Here is a 17,151-nt window from a genome sequence, read left to right on the forward strand (position 1 = left end):
GGCCAGCGGTCGAACGTGCCGCGCAAATAGGCCGGACAAATGACCGCTACGCATAAAGATCAAAATCACAAAGAAAACCCTTGCAAAACAGGAGCTGTCCACAAATGGCAATGCCGTTTGACCTCTTCACCAAGCTGGCGAACGGTCACCGCAACAAGGACATCGGCGCCCTGATGCCTTGGGCCTACGCCGCTGCAAATAACCAGAAATGAGCTCACCCGGGACTCCCTGACTTGCTCGCCCGTGTCCTTGGCCGACGCCCATCAACCGTCAGCGCCTAAATATCTCAATGGGACGGAAACGGCAGATACATTAAGATTGGCATGCTTTTGAAGCAAAGGCTGAACGGCAGCTGAGGCGGACACCTGGATTTTTTTCCTACGCACGGAACAGAGCTGTATCTACCCCGCTGTTTCGCCAATGCTTCCTTCAGGCGCAGTGCAACTTCTACAGTCAGCCTCAATGCTGGCCAGGAAGGTCCGTATATGGATCAATGAAAATGGAATATCAAAAACCTGGAACGCATTTGGTCCGGACACCAGCGCGAAGCGCATCCCACAATCCGTCGATTTTAGGTCCCTGCGCTCCCGGCGGACGGAAAGCGCAAATGTCGACATCCAGCCGCCATTCCAATCCGCCGATAGGAGAAATCTCTTCCCTCGCCGCCTTGTCCACCGCGCTTTCCGGCAACCAGCCGACACCATAGCCGGCAGCGATGACTTCTTTCAGCACGTCCGACATGTCGCATTGCACACAGACCTTGTAGGGCAGGGCGCTGTTGGACCGTTGAAGGACATGCTCAAACAAACGGGCAAAATAGGCACGGTGGGAGTAGGCGACCATCGGGAACGGATTACGCGGGTTACCAGGGAAATTGAACTTCGAGCGAAGAACCGTGTCTTTGGTGGCGAAGGGCATGAAGCGATCCCGGCGGATTACCAGCCGGTCATGGGCCTCCAGGCTTTCATGGGTCGGTATCGCCGGGCAATCATGCGAGAAGAGGATGTCGGCGTCTCCAGCCAAGTAGCGGGCGACCACGTCATTAGTGGTGCCGACAATCACCGAAAAGGAACTGTTGGCCTTGCCCCCTATGATGCCGAGCACCTGTTTGAACTCGGACCGTGCCAGCACATTCGGCATGGCGATGCGCACTTGGCTCATAACCTCGAACTGGCTGGTCCGGATCGAAGAGCGCGCATCGAGCAGCCTCTCTACGGCCACCCGCGCGTCCTCGCGGAACTTCTCTCCTGCCTCAGTGAGGCGGACGGGCACCGCTCCCTTTACCACTAGGCCCGAACCCAGCCACTGTTCTAGCGACTGGATCCGTCGCGAGAAAGCGGCCTGCGAGACGTTGCGAAATTCGGCGGCGCGAGTAAAGTTTCTGAGCTCGACGAGGGCCAAGAAATCCTCGAGCCACCGAACGTCCATATCTGCGTGTCCTTACAAGCCAATCGCCCGGTAGTATTCGGCGATCCGCGCGATCGTAACCACGTACGCGGCGGTTCGCAACGTGACCGAAGGATCGAGGCGCGATTTGGTCTGCATGATGTCGGCGAAAGCGCGGATCATGATCTCCTCCAGCCCGGAACGCACCACGTCGATCTCACCTGTCTCATGGGCCAATTGCGCCCGCTTTGCCTCATCGAGCGGTCGGCCAGCGATTTCCTCGAGCGCTGAGACAAGCGCGGTGCCAGAACTGATCTTCTGCCGTTTGTCCATCAGGCCGAATGGCAAGTGGGTGATGTTCTTGACCCACTCGAAGTAGCTGACCACCACACCACCGGCATTCACATACAGATCCGGCAGCACAATAATGCCGCGCTTGACCAGGTTCGCTTCGGCCTCGGCTGTCACCGGTCCGTTCGCCGCTTCAACTACCAGCTTGTAGTTGATATCGTCACAATTCTCATTGGTGATCGCGTTTTCCTTGGCGGCCGGGATCAAGATGTCGGCCGCCATGTAGCTCAAACCTTGTTCGCTAGGCACTGACTGAGCGCCTGGAAAGCCACCGATCGAGCCGGTCTCGCGCCGGAATTCCGCCACAGAATCGACGTCCAGCCCCGCTGTATCGAAGATTGCCGTATCATGCTCGACGATGCCAACAATACGAGCACCGTCCTGGGCGAGGAACTTGGCCGCATGGAACCCGACGTTGCCGAAGCCTTGCACGACGACACTCAGGCCATTGACCGATTTTTTGCCATTGATTGCAGGCGTGTCCGGGTGGTCCAGATAGGCTCTCAGCGCGTATTGCAGGCCACGGCCAGTTGCTTCGATCCTGCCCTCGATGCCGCCGCGCACCACCGGCTTGCCGGTGACGCAGGCATTCTGGTTCATGGCGTCAGCCTTGCCGATGCGGCGGTATTCGTCAGCCATCCAGGCCATTTCGCGCTCGCCGGTGCCCATATCGGGGGCCGGCACGTTGCGGCCGGGGTGTATCAGATCGCGGCGGGCCAGCTCCTGGGTGAAGCGGCGCGTGATACGTTCAAGCTCATCCTCGGACCAGTCGGACGGGTTGATCTTTAGTGCACCCTTGGAGCCGCCAAAAGGGACGTTAACGAGCGCGCATTTCAGGCTCATCAACGCGGCCAGCGCTTCGACTTCGTCCTGGTCGGCGTCGGGAGCATAGCGGATGCCGCCTTTAACCGGCTCGATGTGTTCCGAGTGCACCGCGCGCCAGCCCTCGAAGCTGTATATGCGGCCGCGCAGCTTGACGCCGAAGCGCACCGAGTAGGTCGAATTGCACTGAGCGATCCGCTCAGCCAGGCCCTCGGGCAGGTCAATGTGGCTAGCGGCGGTGTCCATGAACTGCCGGACGCTGGTGAGAAACGCTTGCTGACTCATTCTTGTGATCTTCCTTAGAGGCCCGACACCGGGCAGGTGCCTTGAGGGGAACGCCATGCGATGCAGGATGTCCAATGCAAGTATTGCATCGCCGATGTGGTGTTCGGATTGCGCGGCCAGAGGCTCCCCACCCGCCGGTCAAAACCGGTAAAGCCAAGAGCAGCCAAGTTCGAATGCAGTTGTTCGACCGTGCGGGCATCGTGGCAGCATAAGCCTGCTTGCAACTCAGACAGAATGATCAGCTCGGCCCGTCGAAAGCACTCAGCGAGCCATGAGCTGCAGCACGCTATGGGGCATGATCATGTTGAGCATGCCTGAAATTAGTCTGTGCTTGGGCAGGATCGAAAGAATCCGGCCCGTTCGGACCGCGGGAGGTGGCAGCCCGCGGGCTGCGGGCGTTTCGGACAAGTGGATAAGACGGCGTTAATTCAGCGTTGTGAAGCCGGCTGCGGGGCAAGAGAGTTCCAAAAAACTGATTGGCTGGTACAGAAGTTCGGAATTTGTCCCGGCCCGTTACGGACCTAGGATGAGAGCAGCTTTTTTCCAACTTGAAGGAGACACATGTTGCTTCTTGCTCCGGCTGCACAGCTTCCGCCGAGTGCACCCCTGGCAGCGCCACGGGTTGTCACAGCCTCCTTGCCGCAGGGCGATCCCTTGCGCGGGTCGGTTCTGCTGCTGGGCAATTTCGACGGCTTCCACCGGGGTCACCAATCGCTGCTGGATGAGGCGGTGCTGCAAGGCGGCGGGCGGCCTGTGGGACTGATGTCCTGCGAGCCGCATCCGCGCAGTTTCTTTGCGCCGGATCAGGCGCCGTTCCGGCTGACCACGCCGCGTAGCAAGCTGGCGGTGGCGGCGGACTGCGGGGTAGGGTTTGTCTTTATGCCCCGGTTTGACGGGGCGTTCGCAGGCCTGTCGCCCGAGGCTTTCATCAAGGATGTGCTGGTTGCCCGGCTGGCGGTGTCGCATGTGGTGACCGGGCCGGATTTCCGGTTCGGCAGCAGCCGGCGGGGGGACATTGAGCTGTTGGACGCCATGGCCCGCAAGCTCGGGTTCGGGGTCACGGCGGTACAGACAGTGCAGCAGGCCGGGGAGCGCACGTCCTCATCGCGGATCCGGGCTCTGCTGGCCGCCGGTGATTTCAAGGCTGCCCGCGCCTGCCTGGGTCATGATTGGCTGGTGGAAACGATCTGGCATTCCAAAGCAGGGCTGCAGCTTCACCCGATGCTGTGCCGGCCGAAGCCGGGCATTTACCGCGCGCGCCAGGGGCGGCGCGGCGGCAGCGCGGCGGCTCTGAATATCGCGATATCCGCGGATGGCTCAATCCGCTCCACGAGCCCCGGTTTCCGGGCTGAACCCGGCCTGCTGCGCCTGCAGGCGCGGGTGGGCTGAAGGAGCCGTCATTTCCGCAAGAGACCGCAGCAGTTGTTGCAGGCCGGGAAGAGGCGCCTTGGCCTGGGACCAGAGTTTCCAGACATTTGCATCTGAAGGAGGTCGTCCAGATGACCATCACCTATTTGCCTGCCGCAGGTTATGAAACCCTTCCTTGGAAAAACGGGGAGGGGTTCACCGACGAAATCTGCCTGCGCCCGGACGGGGCCTGCCGGGAGGATTTCGCGCTGAGGATAAGCAGCGCGCCGATTTTGGAGTCGGGGGTGTTCTCGGCCTTTCCGGGGGCAGAGCGGGTGATCACCCTAATCGAGGGATCCGCGCTTGATCTGCGGTTTGCCAAGCATACGCACCGGCTGCTGCCTTTTCGGCCCTATTTCTTTGACACCGGGCTGGCCCCGGTGGGTACACCGGACGGCGGGCCGGTGCGGGTAGTGAACGTGATGGCGGCCCGCGCTGCCTGGAAGATCGCCGGGGCGGATCTGCTGAGCGGCCCGGCTCTGTGCGATGCAGGTGAGAACGGGCTGATCGTGCTGTTCGCAGTGTCCGGGGAGTGGCATCTGCGGAAGGCTGACGGCACTCTGGAGTTGGCACCCCGCGACAGCGCGCTGCTGGAAGGCGCGCAGCCGGTTCCGGTTGAGGGCGCGGGGCAAATGCTGGCAGTTCAAATGCAGCGGGAGGGTTGAACCGCCAGCCAGGCCGCCGTTAGGCGGCCCTTTGTTTTTCGAAGGCTTTCCGGCACAGGCGGATGAAGCGGCGCGCCGCGGCGCTCAGTTCCTGGCCTTTGCGGTAGACCAGTACGATGCGGGCCGGGCGGTGGCGGCCGGACAGCTGCCGCGCCACCAGGCGCAGGCCGTCATAGGTCATTTCCGAAGCGGGTTTGGTCGCCAGAAGGGCGTAGCCGAGCCCGTGCCCGACCAGGCCGCGGACCATTTCCAGCGAGGCGGACCGGTGGGCGATCAGCGGGGTGACGCCTGCGTCCCGCATGATGCCGGTGAAATAGGCATCACTTGGCGCCGCATCCAGCAGGACCATCGGCTCTTCCGCCAGTTCCTCTGGTGCGATCTCGTTCTGCTGGGCTAGCGGGTGATTGTCTGGGAGCAGCACATAGGGGTGCAGCTCATCGAGCTCGATGGTTTGGAATTCTTCGGGCAGGCCGATGTCATACATCATCGCGAGCTCAACCGCGCCCGCGCGTAGTTCTTCGCAGAGGCTGCGATGGTCGCCTTCGGCCAGTCGGAGTTCGGTGGCGGTCAGGGATTTGATGATGCCGGGCATGACATACGGCCCGAAAGTGTGGAAACAGCCGACCGAAAGTTGCGCCGCGCCTTCCAGCAGGGCATTGCGCAGCGATTTGATGCCGTCGATCCGGGAGGAGCGCCCGTAGGCGCGGTTGGCATAGATCAGCGGCGAGCCGGTTTGCGCAACCGTCAGATTCATGACTTCGCATAGGAAGATGTGGTGGGTGCCGACCTGTTTATGCGACAGCAGGCGGCATTCGAAGGCGACCAGCGGATCGGCCATGCAGGGTGCCCCCGATGCGGTCTGCACCCAGTCGGTGCATTCGAATTTGTCGCCGATCTCATCCTTGAAGCGGCCGGCGAAGGTGTCCGAGACATAAGACTGGTCATCGCGCAGCACGTTCACGCAAAGCACGCCGTTTCCGACGATCCGGGGGGCGGCGGGAGACAGTTCATGAACGCACACCAACAGAGTCGGCCGCTCTGAATCCGCAGACACCGAGGCCATGGCCGAAACCGTCACACCGGCGCGCCCGGCGGGCCCGTCGGTGGTGACGATATTAACGGTGCAGGCTGCGTGGCTCATTCCTTCCAAGAACTTGCTGCGAAGCGCGTGATCTACCTGTTTTTCCACTATTCGCTCTCCAATGGTCGCTTGCGTTCAGTTGCGCGAGGTTTCCGGCACTGAAGCGATCATCCCAAACTCAGCCTGAAGGAGAAAGAATGGTTTATTGCAGCTCTCTCTCGGAAAAGTTGAAGCAATTGGGGCAGGGCGTTAGGGAGCCATGCCGGGCAGTGCGCCCGTGGTAATTTGTTCGCGGCAATAGGCCTCGAATGCGTCAATGACGCTGGTGCGGCGCATCTCCTTGAGCGAGGCTAGGCCGACCTGCATCAGCGGAAACTCGTCCTTGATGGCGACATAGCGCAACGGCAGCCCGTTCGGGGCCGACATGTTGCGCGGCCGCACGCTCATCAGCGAGAACCCTAGCCCGGCAGCAACGTAGGAGCGCAGCGTTTCGGGGGACGCGGTTTCCGCTGCTATGCGGGGGGACACCCCTGATTGGTCCAGGATGTTGAGGAAATACTGCCGGGTCAGAGGCATGTCGAGCAGGATGAAAGGGGTGTTTTCCAGTTCGCTCAAAAGCACCTGCTCCCTGTCCGCCAGCGGGTGCGCGGCGGACAGGACCGCGTAGGTGGGCAGTTCTGCCAGCGGTTGAAAGTCCATGTCGGGGGTCATGTGCAGCGCGTAGGTCAAGGCGACATCAATCCGTGCCATGCGCAGGCCCTCAAGCAGATCGGCCTCGCTGCCTTCGGTCACGGTCATCTTCACGTCGGGGTGCTCAGCCGAGAAACCCTGCCAGATTTCCGGCATGATAAGCGGTGCAAATGTGCGGAAGGAGCCAACGCTGATCGGGCCGGCTACGGTGCCGATGGCAGCGCTAGCGACGTCATAGAGCTCATACATCGAACGCAGCGAGCCTTTGGCCGCCTTCAACAGTTGCTGGCCTGCCGGTGTCAGAGACAGGCCCTGTGCATGGTGGCGGACAAACAGCTGCACGCCGAATTCGGTTTCCAGATGGGAGATCGCGGCTGAGATTGAAGGCTGTGAAATGTTCACTTGCTCAGCCGCACGGGTCACACTCCCGGTTTCACCTGCTGCAACGAAGTAGCTGAGCTGACGTAGGGTAAACCTCATGACGTGCTTTCTTGTAGGTTGCCTGTTTCCCTGCGGGGCGTACATGAACGCCGGTCAGAAGGGTCCGGTTCTCAGTCTACCGCAAGATTCTGATAGCTAACGGCATTCGGGCAGAAACTGCAATCTTGCGGCGCTGCGGTTGCGGCGCGGGCGAGCGCCTTTCTGCAGCGGGATCCGCTGGGGCAGGCCGCGCATTGGCGGGCCATATCCTGCACCTGCGGGCGCGGCAGCCGGGCGAACTGCTCCGGCACGCGGAAAATCCGCGCCATCGCCTGCATCCGGCCGGGCACATCCGCGGGCTGGGCCGCGGCCTCGTGCAATTCATAGGGGGTGATGCTCAGATCCGCGGCGGTTGCCAGGGAGATGCTGGCGGCGCGGCCCTGTGCCTGGCGGAGGTTGCGTATGCTGCGCGAGAAGACACCGATGATGTTCATTTTGCTGTTCCTGGTTGTCTGGCGCGTTTCCGGATCCAGCTTGGGCGATTTCAGGAGCCAGCGAAAGTAGCGAAAACTGATGCAAGGCATCAGCTCTTTGCGGGGCAGGGGCGCGCGGTCACAGCCCCTGTTCCAGCCGGTCTGTCAGCCGGGCCAGCATCCGGTCGCAGGCCGCCAGCTGGCTGTCTTTTATGTATTCGTCCGGTTTGTGGCCCTGATCCATGTGGCCGGGGCCGCAGATTGCGGTGGAGATGCCCAGATGGTTGCGGAACAGCCCGCCCTCGGTGCCGAAGGCGACCTTGACCGGCTCCGCGTGAGCGCCGGTGATTTCCGCCAGCAGCCGGACCACCGGATCACCGGCCGGGGTGTCCAGGCCGGGGTAGCGGTTGACCTCGGTGATGGCGATATCCGCCTCCGGGAAGGCGGCCTGGTGGCGGGCCAGCGCGCGGGTGGCGGCGCTGCGGATATTGCCGAGAATTGCGCCGGCATCGTCCATTGTCAGGTTGCGGATCTCGAAATCTATTTCGCAGCGGTCCGGCACGATGTTCAGCGCGATGCCGCCGCGCATCACCCCGGCATGGACCGTGCTGCAGGGAATGTCATAGGCGGGATCCTGTGCGCCCTCGCGCGCCAGCCGGTCCTGTTCCTGCTGCAGTACGCCGATGAATTCCGCGCCCAGACGCAGCGCGTTCAGCGCCTTGGGGGCCAAGGCGGAATGGCCGCTGCGGCCGGTGCAGCAGGCCTGCAGGGCAACCTTGCCCTTGTGGCCGCTGGCGATCCGCATGCCGGTTGGCTCGCCAACGATGCAGAGCGCGGGGCGGAGCGGGCGTTTTTCCAGCGCGTCGATCAGGCTGCGGACGCCTACGCAGCCGATTTCCTCGTCATAGGAGAGCGCCAGGTGCAGCGGGGTTTGCAGATCGCGCTGGCCGGCCTGCACTGCGGCGGCGATGGCGGCAGCGACGAATCCCTTCATGTCGGCGGTGCCGCGGCCGTAGCAGCGGCCGTTTTCCCGGTGCATCCGGAACGGGTCGCGGCTCCAGTCCTGGCCCGCGGCGGGCACCACGTCAGTATGGCCCGACAGCACAACGCCGGGGCGGTCTTGCGGGCCGATGGTGGCAAACAGATTGGCGCGGGTGCCGTCGCCGCTTTCCACGAGTTCCAGCCTGGCGCCGGCGGGTTCCAGCAGCGCGCAGACATAATCCAGCAGCTCCCGGTTGGGCTGGCGGCTGATGGTGGGGAAGGAAATCAGGTTGTCGAGGATTTCGAGGGTGCGCATCGGCGGTCATCTTTCAGGAAAAGGCTGTGCGCGTGAAGGGCACGCGCACAGCAGTGGGAGAGTTTTGGGGGCAGCGGTTTACGGATCGCCCGGCACGCCGTAGCTGGGGGCTTCGGACGGGTTCAGCGCGCGGCTGATGTAGGCGTCCATTTCTTCCTTCCAGCGGTCCCACAGGCTGGCCAGTTTGCCGATCGGATCCTCTTCGGCCCAGTCGACGCGCAGGTCGGCCAGCGGCCATTCCTCGCTGCGGACCAGGATCATGCCGACCGAATGCACCGGGCCTTCCTCGCCGCCTGCGGCCTCAGCCGCGCGCATGGCGGCGATCAGCCGGTCGCCCAGATGCAGGCCGGCGCTTTCCTCGAACGCGGCGACCATTGCGGCGGGAACGTCGGCATCGGACAGCAGGTTGCCGGCCGCCACCACGCCATTGCCGGTGGCGACGCGGTGGGTGCCAAGGGTGTTGGCGCCCGAGAAGGAGGCGGTGCGCCCCTCTGCGTCGACTAGTGCCAGCTGGCGGTAGTCGAGATGCGAGGCGTCAGCCTTGAGCCGTTCCAGCGCATCCCCGGCGGACAGGCCGGTTGCCATCAGGTCAAGCCCCTTGGGGCCGAGCCGCGGGTCGGTGATGTTCTGGGTCGCCACCACCCCCACGCCCGAACGGGCGTGGGCGCAGCGCGCGGCGACACAGGCCGAGGAGGAAGAGACCGCGATCCCGAACATGCCGCTGTCGGGGCAGCGGGCGGAAATTGAGAAAGTCATAGTCAGCTCCTATGCGGGATCAGGCGGCGTCAGGGATGACGGCGGTCACTTCGACCTCGACCACCCATTCCGGCCGCGCCAGTGCCGGCACCACCAGCCCGGTGGAGCAGGGGTGCACGCCTCCCAGCCATTTGCCCATTTCCTGATAGACTGCCTCGCGGTAGCGGATATCGGTGACATAGACCACGATGCGGCAGATATGGGACATCTCGCTGCCCGCCTCTTCCAGCAGCATCTTGATATTTTCCATCGTCTTGCGGGTCTGCGCGCCGGCGTCGCCGACATGCAGGCATTCGCGGGTTTCCAGATCCTGGCTCACCTGGCCGCGCAGGAACACCATGGTGCCGCGGGCAACCACGCCCTGGCTGAGGTCAGTGTTGAGGTTCTGCTCGGGGTAGGTGTTCTTGGTGTTGAAGGGGCGGAGTCGTTTATGGGTCATTTCTGTTACTCTGTTGGTTTGGTTGGCCGGGTCAGCCCAAGACGTTGTCGGACAGGCCGGCCGATTTCTTGGTGAAGCGCAGGGCATCGTCGAAGTCGAAGTTGCGGTAGACCGCGCCGAGGTGGGCAAACGGCGGCGCCTGGGCGAACAGCTGGAAGGTCAGCCGGTGGCCGGCATAGTCGGAGTTCAGCAGGTCGCGGGCGAAGGCCAGCAGCTTGCGGCGGTCGTCGCTGCCCCAGTTGTCGTTCAGGGTGTAGAACTTCTTGAGCCAGTCCGCGGTGTCGGGGTCGGCAAAGGCGGCGGCGTCCGGGGTGACGCAGATCTGGCCGCCGCAGAGTTCGCGCGCCAGGTGCATCATGTGGTGCAGCTGCGAGCAGGCATGCACGCGGCCGGTCATCAGCAGCGACTGGTTCGGCATCAGAAGGCCGCCGGGGCTGGTTTCGGCATTGGCGATCGCGGCGGTCAGATGCGCGTTGATGCCCTCGCGGTAGCAGGCCAGGGTGGCCAGCTTTTCCTGCACCGCCTGCTGTTTTTCCAGGCCGGTCTGGCGCACGTTCCACAGCGCCGCGCCGATCATCAGGTCGGCTAGCTTGAGGTTGCGCTGGACAAAGGCAAAGGCGGAGTAGCGGTGCAGCGTGTTGCGGATGAAGCCCGCCGCCTTGGTGTGCTGGTAGAACAGCACGTTCTCCCACGGGATCAGCACATCGTCATAGATCACCAGCGCTTCGATTTCGTCAAAGCGGCTGGACAGCGGGTAATCCTCGGCCGGGGCGCGGCCGGCAAAGCCGGTGCGGCAGATGAAGCGCAGGTTCGGCGAGGAAAAATCGCAGATGAACCCGACCGCGTATTCCGACAGCGCGCTGTCGCCCCAGTTGGCAATGGTCGGTTTGGTGAACGCCTGGTTGGCATAGGCGGCTGCCGTTTCGTATTTGGCGCCGCGCACCACGATGCCCGCGTCGGTTTCCTTGACCACACGCAGCAACATGTCGGGATCCTGGTCCTGCGGCCGCTTGGAGCGGTCACCCTTGGGATCGGTATTGGCCGAAACGTGGAAGGGATCGTTCTGGATCACCTTGTGGATGTGGGCGCAGATGTTGTCTGAAAAACGCGGATCGACTTCGTTGAGGATGTCCTGACCGTCATAGAGAGACCACATCTCGCCCGCGGTTTCGTCGCCAACCCGGGTGACGATGCCACCGACGTCCTCGAGCACCGCATCGGTGGCGCGGCGTTTAGCGTGCCAGTCGTCCTCGGTGTAGGGCAGTTTCAGCCCGACCGAGAACCGGTCGCCGTTCTCCTCATAGCTCATGATGTCGCGCGTGGCGCCCTCATGAGCCATGTCATAGATCCGCGCGCGGATGTCGATCAGCGGCTTGAACTGGGGATGGGTGGTGACATCGTGAACCCGCTCTCCATTCATCCAGACCCGGCGGCCATCGCGGATCGAGTCCCTGTATTGTTGTCCTGTTCTCAGCATGGAAAGTTCCCTTTGACTGTTCAGTGCCGGCCATTGAAACCGCCGGATTTGGTGCAGCGTTGCGCTGCGATTTATGCTAGCACCTCCAACTAAGACGATGAAAATACACAATACTTATGGAGGGGGTCGGAATTTCCGATGCGCAGGAGGGAGCGCACCGGAAATTCCTGAGGGTGGCGCCGTCAGCTGTCGCCGCGGGTCACCCAGGCTCCGTCGCGCACTTCCTTGATCTGGATGGCGACAGGGATTTCGGTCTGGCCGTTGGCGTCAAAGCTGGTGAGCCCCAGGGCGCCGTCATGCTTGGCCGCGCGGATCGCCTCTGCCAGCGCCTGCTTGTCATCGGTGCCGGTTTCGGCAATCGCCGCAATCAGGATGTTGGCCGCGTCGAATGCGTATTTGGTGTAGGGGCTGGTCGGCTCGGCAAAGCCGCGGGCCTCATAGTCGGCCATCAGCTGTTCGAGTTTCGGGTTCGATTGAGATGCCGGGTAGCTGACCATGGTGCCAGGAGCGGCATCGCCTGCCAGGGCGATAAATTCGGGGTCGTAGAAGCCGGAGATGCCGATCATCGGCACATCCAGCCCCAGTTCGACCATCTGACGGCGCAGGATTCCGGCTTCGGTGATCACACCGCCGAAGTAGACCGCATCCGGGGCTTCGCCGCGCAGGCGTGTCAGTACCGCGCGGAAGTCAGTGGCACCGACAGGCAGCAGGTCCTTGGACAGCACGCTGCCACCGGCCTCGCCGAAGAATTCCTCGAAGGCATCAGCATTGGCGGTCCCGTAGTCGCTGGTGTCGGCGATGATGGCAATGTTTTTCGCGTCCAGTTCGCCCGCGGCCCATTCGGCCAGCGGTTTGTTTTCCGTCACCAGCGTTGGCGTGACACGGGTGATTTCGGGCAGGTTCTGCTCAGTGATCTTGGGGCTGATTGCGCCCCAGACGATCATCGGCATCTGGAAGCGGTTGAACACCGGGATGGTGGCCAGCGCGACCGGGCTGTTCCAATGGCCGATGGCGGCCGCGACGTCCGGGTCGTTGACCAGTTTTAGCGCTGCGGAAACGCCGGTTTGCGGATCAGAGGCGTCGTCCAGCACCACCGGCTCGACGGCGAAGGGGTAATCGCCGGCATTGGCCTGCTCCAGCGCCAGCAGAAAGCCGTTGCGGGCGCCGAGTCCCTGCTGGGCATTACCGCCGCTGAGCGGTCCGATGAAGCCTAGCTTGATTACCGGTTTTTCTTGTGCCCAGGCGGGCATCGCGGCGCAAACCGCCCCCGCCAGCACAGATGCAATGACTGCGCGCCGCCCTGTTTTGAAAATAGTCATGTGTTGCTCCCAGTTGGATTTTTGACAGGCCGCAGTTCCGGAAAAGTCTGGCGGCATTCCAACGGACATCGCCGCCGCCGCTACGGCCATGGCAAGAACTGAGCGCAAACCGGCCTCTGCAGAAAGTCGCAAATTCTGAAGGCGGTCCTCGGAAAACCCTATCCAGAAAAACAGCATTTTCCTTTGCCGCAAGCCGGGCCGCTGCCTATCCCAGTAGACCAATGGCGCGCCCCGAAATGGAACCGGCGGCGTGGATAAACAGGAGAGGTCCAATGGACGCACTAATCGCACAGCATGTGCTCAACTGGCTGGCCCTGGGAAGCATCTACACGCTGCTTGCCCTAGGTTTCAGCCTGTTGTTCGGGGTGCTGAACGTTATTCACTTTTCACATGGCGACGTCTCGATGGTGGCGCCATTCGTTGCCTTGGCTGTCATTCAGGCGCTGACGGCGGGGCTGTTCTCGCATATCGGGTTGTGGGCACTGCTGCTGGCGCTGCTGGCGGCGGTTCTGGTCACCGGCGTCTGGGGTGTTCTGCTAGACTGGCTGGTGATCCGCCGTTTCCGCACCGCCCCGGCGATGATGGCACTGGTGGCTACCGTGGCGCTGGGGACGGTGGTGCGCGAGCTGATCCGGACCTTTTACCCGCAGGGATCGAACCCGAAGCCGTTTCCGTCGATCATCAGCGGGTCTTTCAGCTGGGGCGATCTGGTGGTGCCGAAGTTTAGCCTACTGGTGATCGGGGTGTCGGCCTTCATGGTGGTTGCCCTGTTCCTGCTGATGGGGCGCACGCCCATCGGCATGCGGATCCGCGCGGTGGCCGAAGACCGCGATATGGCCAGGCTGATGGCGATTAATCCGAACCGGATCTTTGCGGTCACCTTCTTTGTCGCCACCGCGGTGGGGGCCATCGGCGCGCTGTTTTTCGCCAGCCACGCCGGTGTGGTGCGGTTCGATTTTGGCGTGCAGCTGGGGCTGATCGGCTTCTCGGCAGCGGTGATCGGCGGGCTGGGCAGCATGCAGGGGGCGATTCTGGGGAGCCTGCTGATTGCCGGCATCGACACGCTGGTGCAGGTCTCGGTCCCGGATGGGGCCTCCTACCGGCTGGTGTTCATTTTCATCCTGGTCATTGCGGTGCTGGTGCTGAAGCCCGCGGGCGCGCTTGGAAAACCGGTTTTCGAGAAGGTCTGAACCATGGCACAATCTGATTTTGCAACCGGTACCCCAAGCGCCCGAGCCGGTTCGGCCGTCAGGCTGCTGACAGTGACGGCAACCGAACTGGGCGGCGCGGCCCTGCTGGGCATATTCCTGCTGAGCGATGAAACCTGGGTAATCGTATTGTTGCTGGCGGTAATGGGCGCGATGTTCGCGGCGCTGCAACTGCGGCCGCAGACCGAGGACAGCATCGTCAGCGCCTTTGCCGAGGCGCGGCGCCCGGCGCTGCTGCTGGGCGGGGCCATCGTGCTACTGTTTCCCTTCTTCATGCAGGGCAGCAGCTATGCATTGCATCTGCTGATCGTGGCGCAACTCTATGCGGTGCTGGCGCTGGCGCTGAACTTTCAGCTGGGCAGCGCGAATATTCCGAATTTCGCCACCGGCGCCTCCTATGGCATCGGCGCCTATACCTCGGCGCTGCTGGCGGTGACTTTCGGCGTGTCGTTCTGGCTGACGCTGCCGGTGGCGGCGGTGGTTGCCACGCTGTTCGGCTTCTTGCTGGGCTTTCCGTCGATGCGCACCAAGGAAAGCTATCTGGCGCTGGTCACCATCGCCTTTGGCATCGTGGTGCATCAGCTTTTGAACAACTTCAGCTGGACCGGCGGGCCGAACGGGCTGGTCGGAATCCCGGCGCCGGTGCTGTTCGGGCATTCCTTTGCCAGCCCGATCGAAGTGCTGGGCTTCCGGCTGCCGAGCCAGGCCAATTTCTATTACCTGTCCGCTGCGCTCGTCGCGCTAAGCATCGTGTCCGCCAAACGCCTGCACAACAGCCGCGTCGGCTTGGCCTGGAACGCGCTGCGGGCCGATCCGCTGGCGGCGCGCTGCCAAGGCATCAACATCGTCTGGTACAAGATGCTGGCCTTTGGCGTCGATGCCTTCCTCGCGGCCTTTGCCGGAACGGTCTATGCCTTCTACGTCAGTTATATCTCGCCGGACAACTTCACCTTCCTGGTGTCGGTGACGATCATGACGATGGTGATCGTCGGCGGGATGGATAACACCCTGGGGGTGATCATCGGGGCCTTCCTGCTGACTATGCTGCCGGAAAAGCTGCGCATCTTTGCGGATTACAGGCTGCTGTTCGTCAGCGTGGTAGTGATCCTGTTTCTGCTGCTGCGCCCGCAGGGCCTGTTCCCGCAACGAATCCGTTCATATGGAGATGGCCAATGACTGCGCCGCTTTTGGAGACCCGCAACCTGACCATCCAGTTCGGCGGCCTGGTGGCGCTGAACGATGTCAGCCTGAGCCTGAACCATTCCGAGGTGCTGTGCATCATCGGCCCGAACGGAGCAGGGAAATCGACCCTGTTCAACCTGATTTCCGGGATCTACCAGCCGACCAGGGGCAGCGTGCATCTGGAGGGGCGCGATATCACCGGGCAGCAGGCTCACCGCATCGCCGAACGCGGCATCGCGCGGACCTTCCAGTCAAGCCGGCTTTTCAATGACCTGACGCTGCTCGACAATGTGCTGATCGGGATGCACACGCAGACTCGCGCCGGGGTGCTGGATGCGCTGCTGCGGCCGCGCAAGGCCAAGGCCGAGCTGGATCAGGCGGCCGAACGGGCAGGCGATCTGCTGCATGACATCTCGCCGGAGCTCTATGCTCGGCGGCACAGCCTGGCCGGGGCGCTGCCGCAGGCCGACAGGCGCAGGCTGGAGATTGCCCGCGCGCTGGCCTCCGAGCCGAAAATCATCATGCTCGACGAACCGTCGTCCGGGATGGATGACCGCGATACCGATGCTTTAATGGCGGATGTGCGGCGGGTGATGGCCGAAAGGCCCGGCTTATCGTTTCTGATCATCGAGCATGACATGCGGCTGGTTGCGGCGCTGCCGGACCGGGTGGCGGTGATCGACTATGGTCGCAAGATTGCTGATGGGGATTTTGCCGAGGTGCGGCTGATGCCGCGCGTTCAGGAAGCTTATCTGGGACAGAAGGCCGCCGCTCATGCTTGAAATGAACTCTGTATCCACCAGCTATGGCCCGGTGCCGATGCTGCGCAATGTGTCTCTGACGGTCGGCAAGGGGGAGCTGGTTTGCCTGCTGGGCCCCAACGGGGCCGGCAAAAGCACGACCTTCAACGCGATCTGCGGGCTGCTGCCCTGGAACAGCGGCAGCATCCGCATTGCCGGGCGGGGGGTGAGCGAAACCGGAACCGAGAGCCTGGCCCGGCTGGGCGTGGGTTTTGTGCCCGAAGGCCGCCGCTTGTTCCCGACGCTGACGGTACGGGAAAATCTGCGTCTGGGCTTCGAAGCGGCCAAGACTTCGCTGGATTTCGACGAGCGGCTGCAGGCGGTGGGGGAACTGTTCCCGCGCATCATGGAGCGTCTGGACCAGGGGGCAGGCACCATGTCCGGCGGCGAGCAGGCGATGGTTGCCCTTGCGCGGGCGCTGATCAGCGATCCCGACCTGGTGGTGATGGATGAGCCCTCCTTGGGGCTGTCGCCCAAGCTGATCGACGAGTACTTCCTGATCGTCTCGCGCATCCGCGACGCAGGCAAGGCGGTGCTACTGATCGAGCAGAATGCGGAAACCGCGCTGTCCATCTCCGAGCGCGGATACCTGCTGATCCGCGGCGAAATTGCTATCAGCGGCGACAGCCGCGACCTGCTGAAAGACGATACGATCCGACATCTCTATCTGTGAGATTTCCCTTGGCCGGAAGGCCGTGCATTGAACCCGGCCGCTGTCTTTGGCAGCGGCCGGATTTTTCATACGCGATGGCCGGCCTGACGCCCGCGGCTTCGCATTCTTCCAATGTGGATGTCGCGGCGGACTCTGGCGTAAAAGATTTGACGACTCTCGTGTTGGAGCCCTTTGGGAGTGTCGTTATCGATCTGCGCCAAAACCTCTACGCGGTTCAGTTCGCGCTCGCTCATCCTTACCCATCCCATGTCTGCTCCCGCTGCCTGTTCTCATGGCGGGCGAGAGTAACATTCCTTGTCTTAGGCTGATCCTTGGCTCCCATGCGATAAGGGAGCCGCTGACCGGCACCTCAAATATGCCGGACAGCGGCGGGGGACGGATCGGGACATTCCAGGTCGTGCAAGGACCGAAAAGCAGTGT

Annotated in this window: 16 protein-coding genes; 6 read left to right on the plus strand and 10 right to left on the minus strand. The window is 62.7% G+C overall.

All coding sequences use genetic code 11. From position 1 onward, the window contains the following. Window positions 1-507: 507 nt before the first annotated feature. Both VOI29_RS12660 and VOI29_RS12665 read right to left on the minus strand, forming a co-directional pair. Complete coding sequence (locus tag VOI29_RS12660) at window positions 508-1,428, minus strand: LysR family transcriptional regulator (protein ID WP_323779243.1); 921 nt, start codon at window positions 1,426-1,428, stop codon at window positions 508-510. 12 nt (window positions 1,429-1,440) lie between these two features. Continuing rightward, a complete protein-coding gene (locus tag VOI29_RS12665) occupies window positions 1,441-2,844 on the minus strand; it encodes a Glu/Leu/Phe/Val dehydrogenase (protein WP_323779245.1) in 1,404 nt (467 codons plus the stop codon). A gap of 561 nt (window positions 2,845-3,405) precedes the next feature. On the opposite strand from VOI29_RS12665, the gene VOI29_RS12670 reads away from it, so the two are divergent. Continuing rightward, entirely contained in the window at window positions 3,406-4,233 is an 828-nt protein-coding gene (locus tag VOI29_RS12670; protein ID WP_323779247.1) for a hypothetical protein, read from the plus strand. Window positions 4,234-4,343: 110 nt separating this feature from the next. Next, window positions 4,344-4,916, plus strand: a complete 573-nt coding sequence (locus VOI29_RS12675) for a HutD family protein (RefSeq protein WP_323779248.1) — start codon at window positions 4,344-4,346, stop codon at window positions 4,914-4,916. 19 nt (window positions 4,917-4,935) lie between these two features. Here VOI29_RS12675 and VOI29_RS12680 read toward each other — a convergent pair whose 3' ends face one another. The 8 genes from VOI29_RS12680 to VOI29_RS12715 all read right to left on the minus strand — a co-directional run bounded on the left by VOI29_RS12680 (window position 4,936) and on the right by VOI29_RS12715 (window position 12,868). Next, window positions 4,936-6,105 carry a LysR substrate-binding domain-containing protein gene (locus tag VOI29_RS12680; RefSeq protein WP_323779250.1) on the minus strand — a complete coding sequence of 390 codons (1,170 nt, stop codon included), beginning with the start codon at window positions 6,103-6,105 and terminating at the stop codon, window positions 4,936-4,938. Between the two features lie 141 nt (window positions 6,106-6,246). After that, window positions 6,247-7,167 (minus strand): LysR family transcriptional regulator, encoded by a 921-nt coding sequence (locus VOI29_RS12685; RefSeq protein ID WP_323779251.1) that lies wholly within the window; start codon window positions 7,165-7,167, stop codon window positions 6,247-6,249. 71 nt (window positions 7,168-7,238) lie between these two features. Beyond that, entirely contained in the window at window positions 7,239-7,601 is a 363-nt protein-coding gene (locus VOI29_RS12690) for a hypothetical protein (RefSeq protein ID WP_323779253.1), read from the minus strand. Between the two features lie 118 nt (window positions 7,602-7,719). After that, the gene (gene argE, locus VOI29_RS12695; protein WP_323779255.1) at window positions 7,720-8,877 is read right to left on the minus strand and encodes an acetylornithine deacetylase; all 1,158 of its coding nucleotides are present in this window, start codon (window positions 8,875-8,877) and stop codon (window positions 7,720-7,722) included. A gap of 78 nt (window positions 8,878-8,955) precedes the next feature. Continuing rightward, window positions 8,956-9,633, minus strand: a complete 678-nt coding sequence (locus tag VOI29_RS12700) for a DUF1028 domain-containing protein (protein ID WP_323779257.1) — start codon at window positions 9,631-9,633, stop codon at window positions 8,956-8,958. A 19-nt stretch (window positions 9,634-9,652) separates the two neighbouring features. Further along, entirely contained in the window at window positions 9,653-10,072 is a 420-nt protein-coding gene (locus tag VOI29_RS12705) for a RidA family protein (protein WP_323779259.1), read from the minus strand. Window positions 10,073-10,103: 31 nt separating this feature from the next. Further along, entirely contained in the window at window positions 10,104-11,549 is a 1,446-nt protein-coding gene (locus VOI29_RS12710; protein ID WP_323779260.1) for a 4-hydroxyphenylacetate 3-hydroxylase family protein, read from the minus strand. Between the two features lie 182 nt (window positions 11,550-11,731). Further along, window positions 11,732-12,868 carry a branched-chain amino acid ABC transporter substrate-binding protein gene (locus VOI29_RS12715; RefSeq protein WP_323779262.1) on the minus strand — a complete coding sequence of 379 codons (1,137 nt, stop codon included), beginning with the start codon at window positions 12,866-12,868 and terminating at the stop codon, window positions 11,732-11,734. 272 nt (window positions 12,869-13,140) lie between these two features. On the opposite strand from VOI29_RS12715, the gene VOI29_RS12720 reads away from it, so the two are divergent. Genes VOI29_RS12720 through VOI29_RS12735 form a run of 4 tightly spaced genes read left to right on the plus strand, consistent with a single transcriptional unit; the run spans window position 13,141 to window position 16,731 of the window. Beyond that, complete coding sequence (locus tag VOI29_RS12720) at window positions 13,141-14,058, plus strand: branched-chain amino acid ABC transporter permease (protein ID WP_323779264.1); 918 nt, start codon at window positions 13,141-13,143, stop codon at window positions 14,056-14,058. 3 nt (window positions 14,059-14,061) lie between these two features. Next, on the plus strand, window positions 14,062-15,252 hold the full coding sequence (locus VOI29_RS12725) for a branched-chain amino acid ABC transporter permease (protein ID WP_323779266.1): 1,191 nt from the start codon (window positions 14,062-14,064) through the stop codon (window positions 15,250-15,252). Further along, the gene (locus VOI29_RS12730) at window positions 15,249-16,040 is read left to right on the plus strand and encodes an ABC transporter ATP-binding protein (RefSeq protein WP_323779268.1); all 792 of its coding nucleotides are present in this window, start codon (window positions 15,249-15,251) and stop codon (window positions 16,038-16,040) included. The genes VOI29_RS12725 and VOI29_RS12730 overlap by 4 nt, the downstream gene beginning before the upstream one ends. Beyond that, on the plus strand, window positions 16,033-16,731 hold the full coding sequence (locus tag VOI29_RS12735) for an ABC transporter ATP-binding protein (RefSeq protein ID WP_323779270.1): 699 nt from the start codon (window positions 16,033-16,035) through the stop codon (window positions 16,729-16,731). Before VOI29_RS12730 ends, VOI29_RS12735 begins: the two co-directional genes overlap by 8 nt. The last annotated feature ends 420 nt before the right edge of the window (window positions 16,732-17,151 follow it).

This window comes from Leisingera sp., assembly GCF_034669605.1.
GTDB lineage: Bacteria > Pseudomonadota > Alphaproteobacteria > Rhodobacterales > Rhodobacteraceae > Leisingera.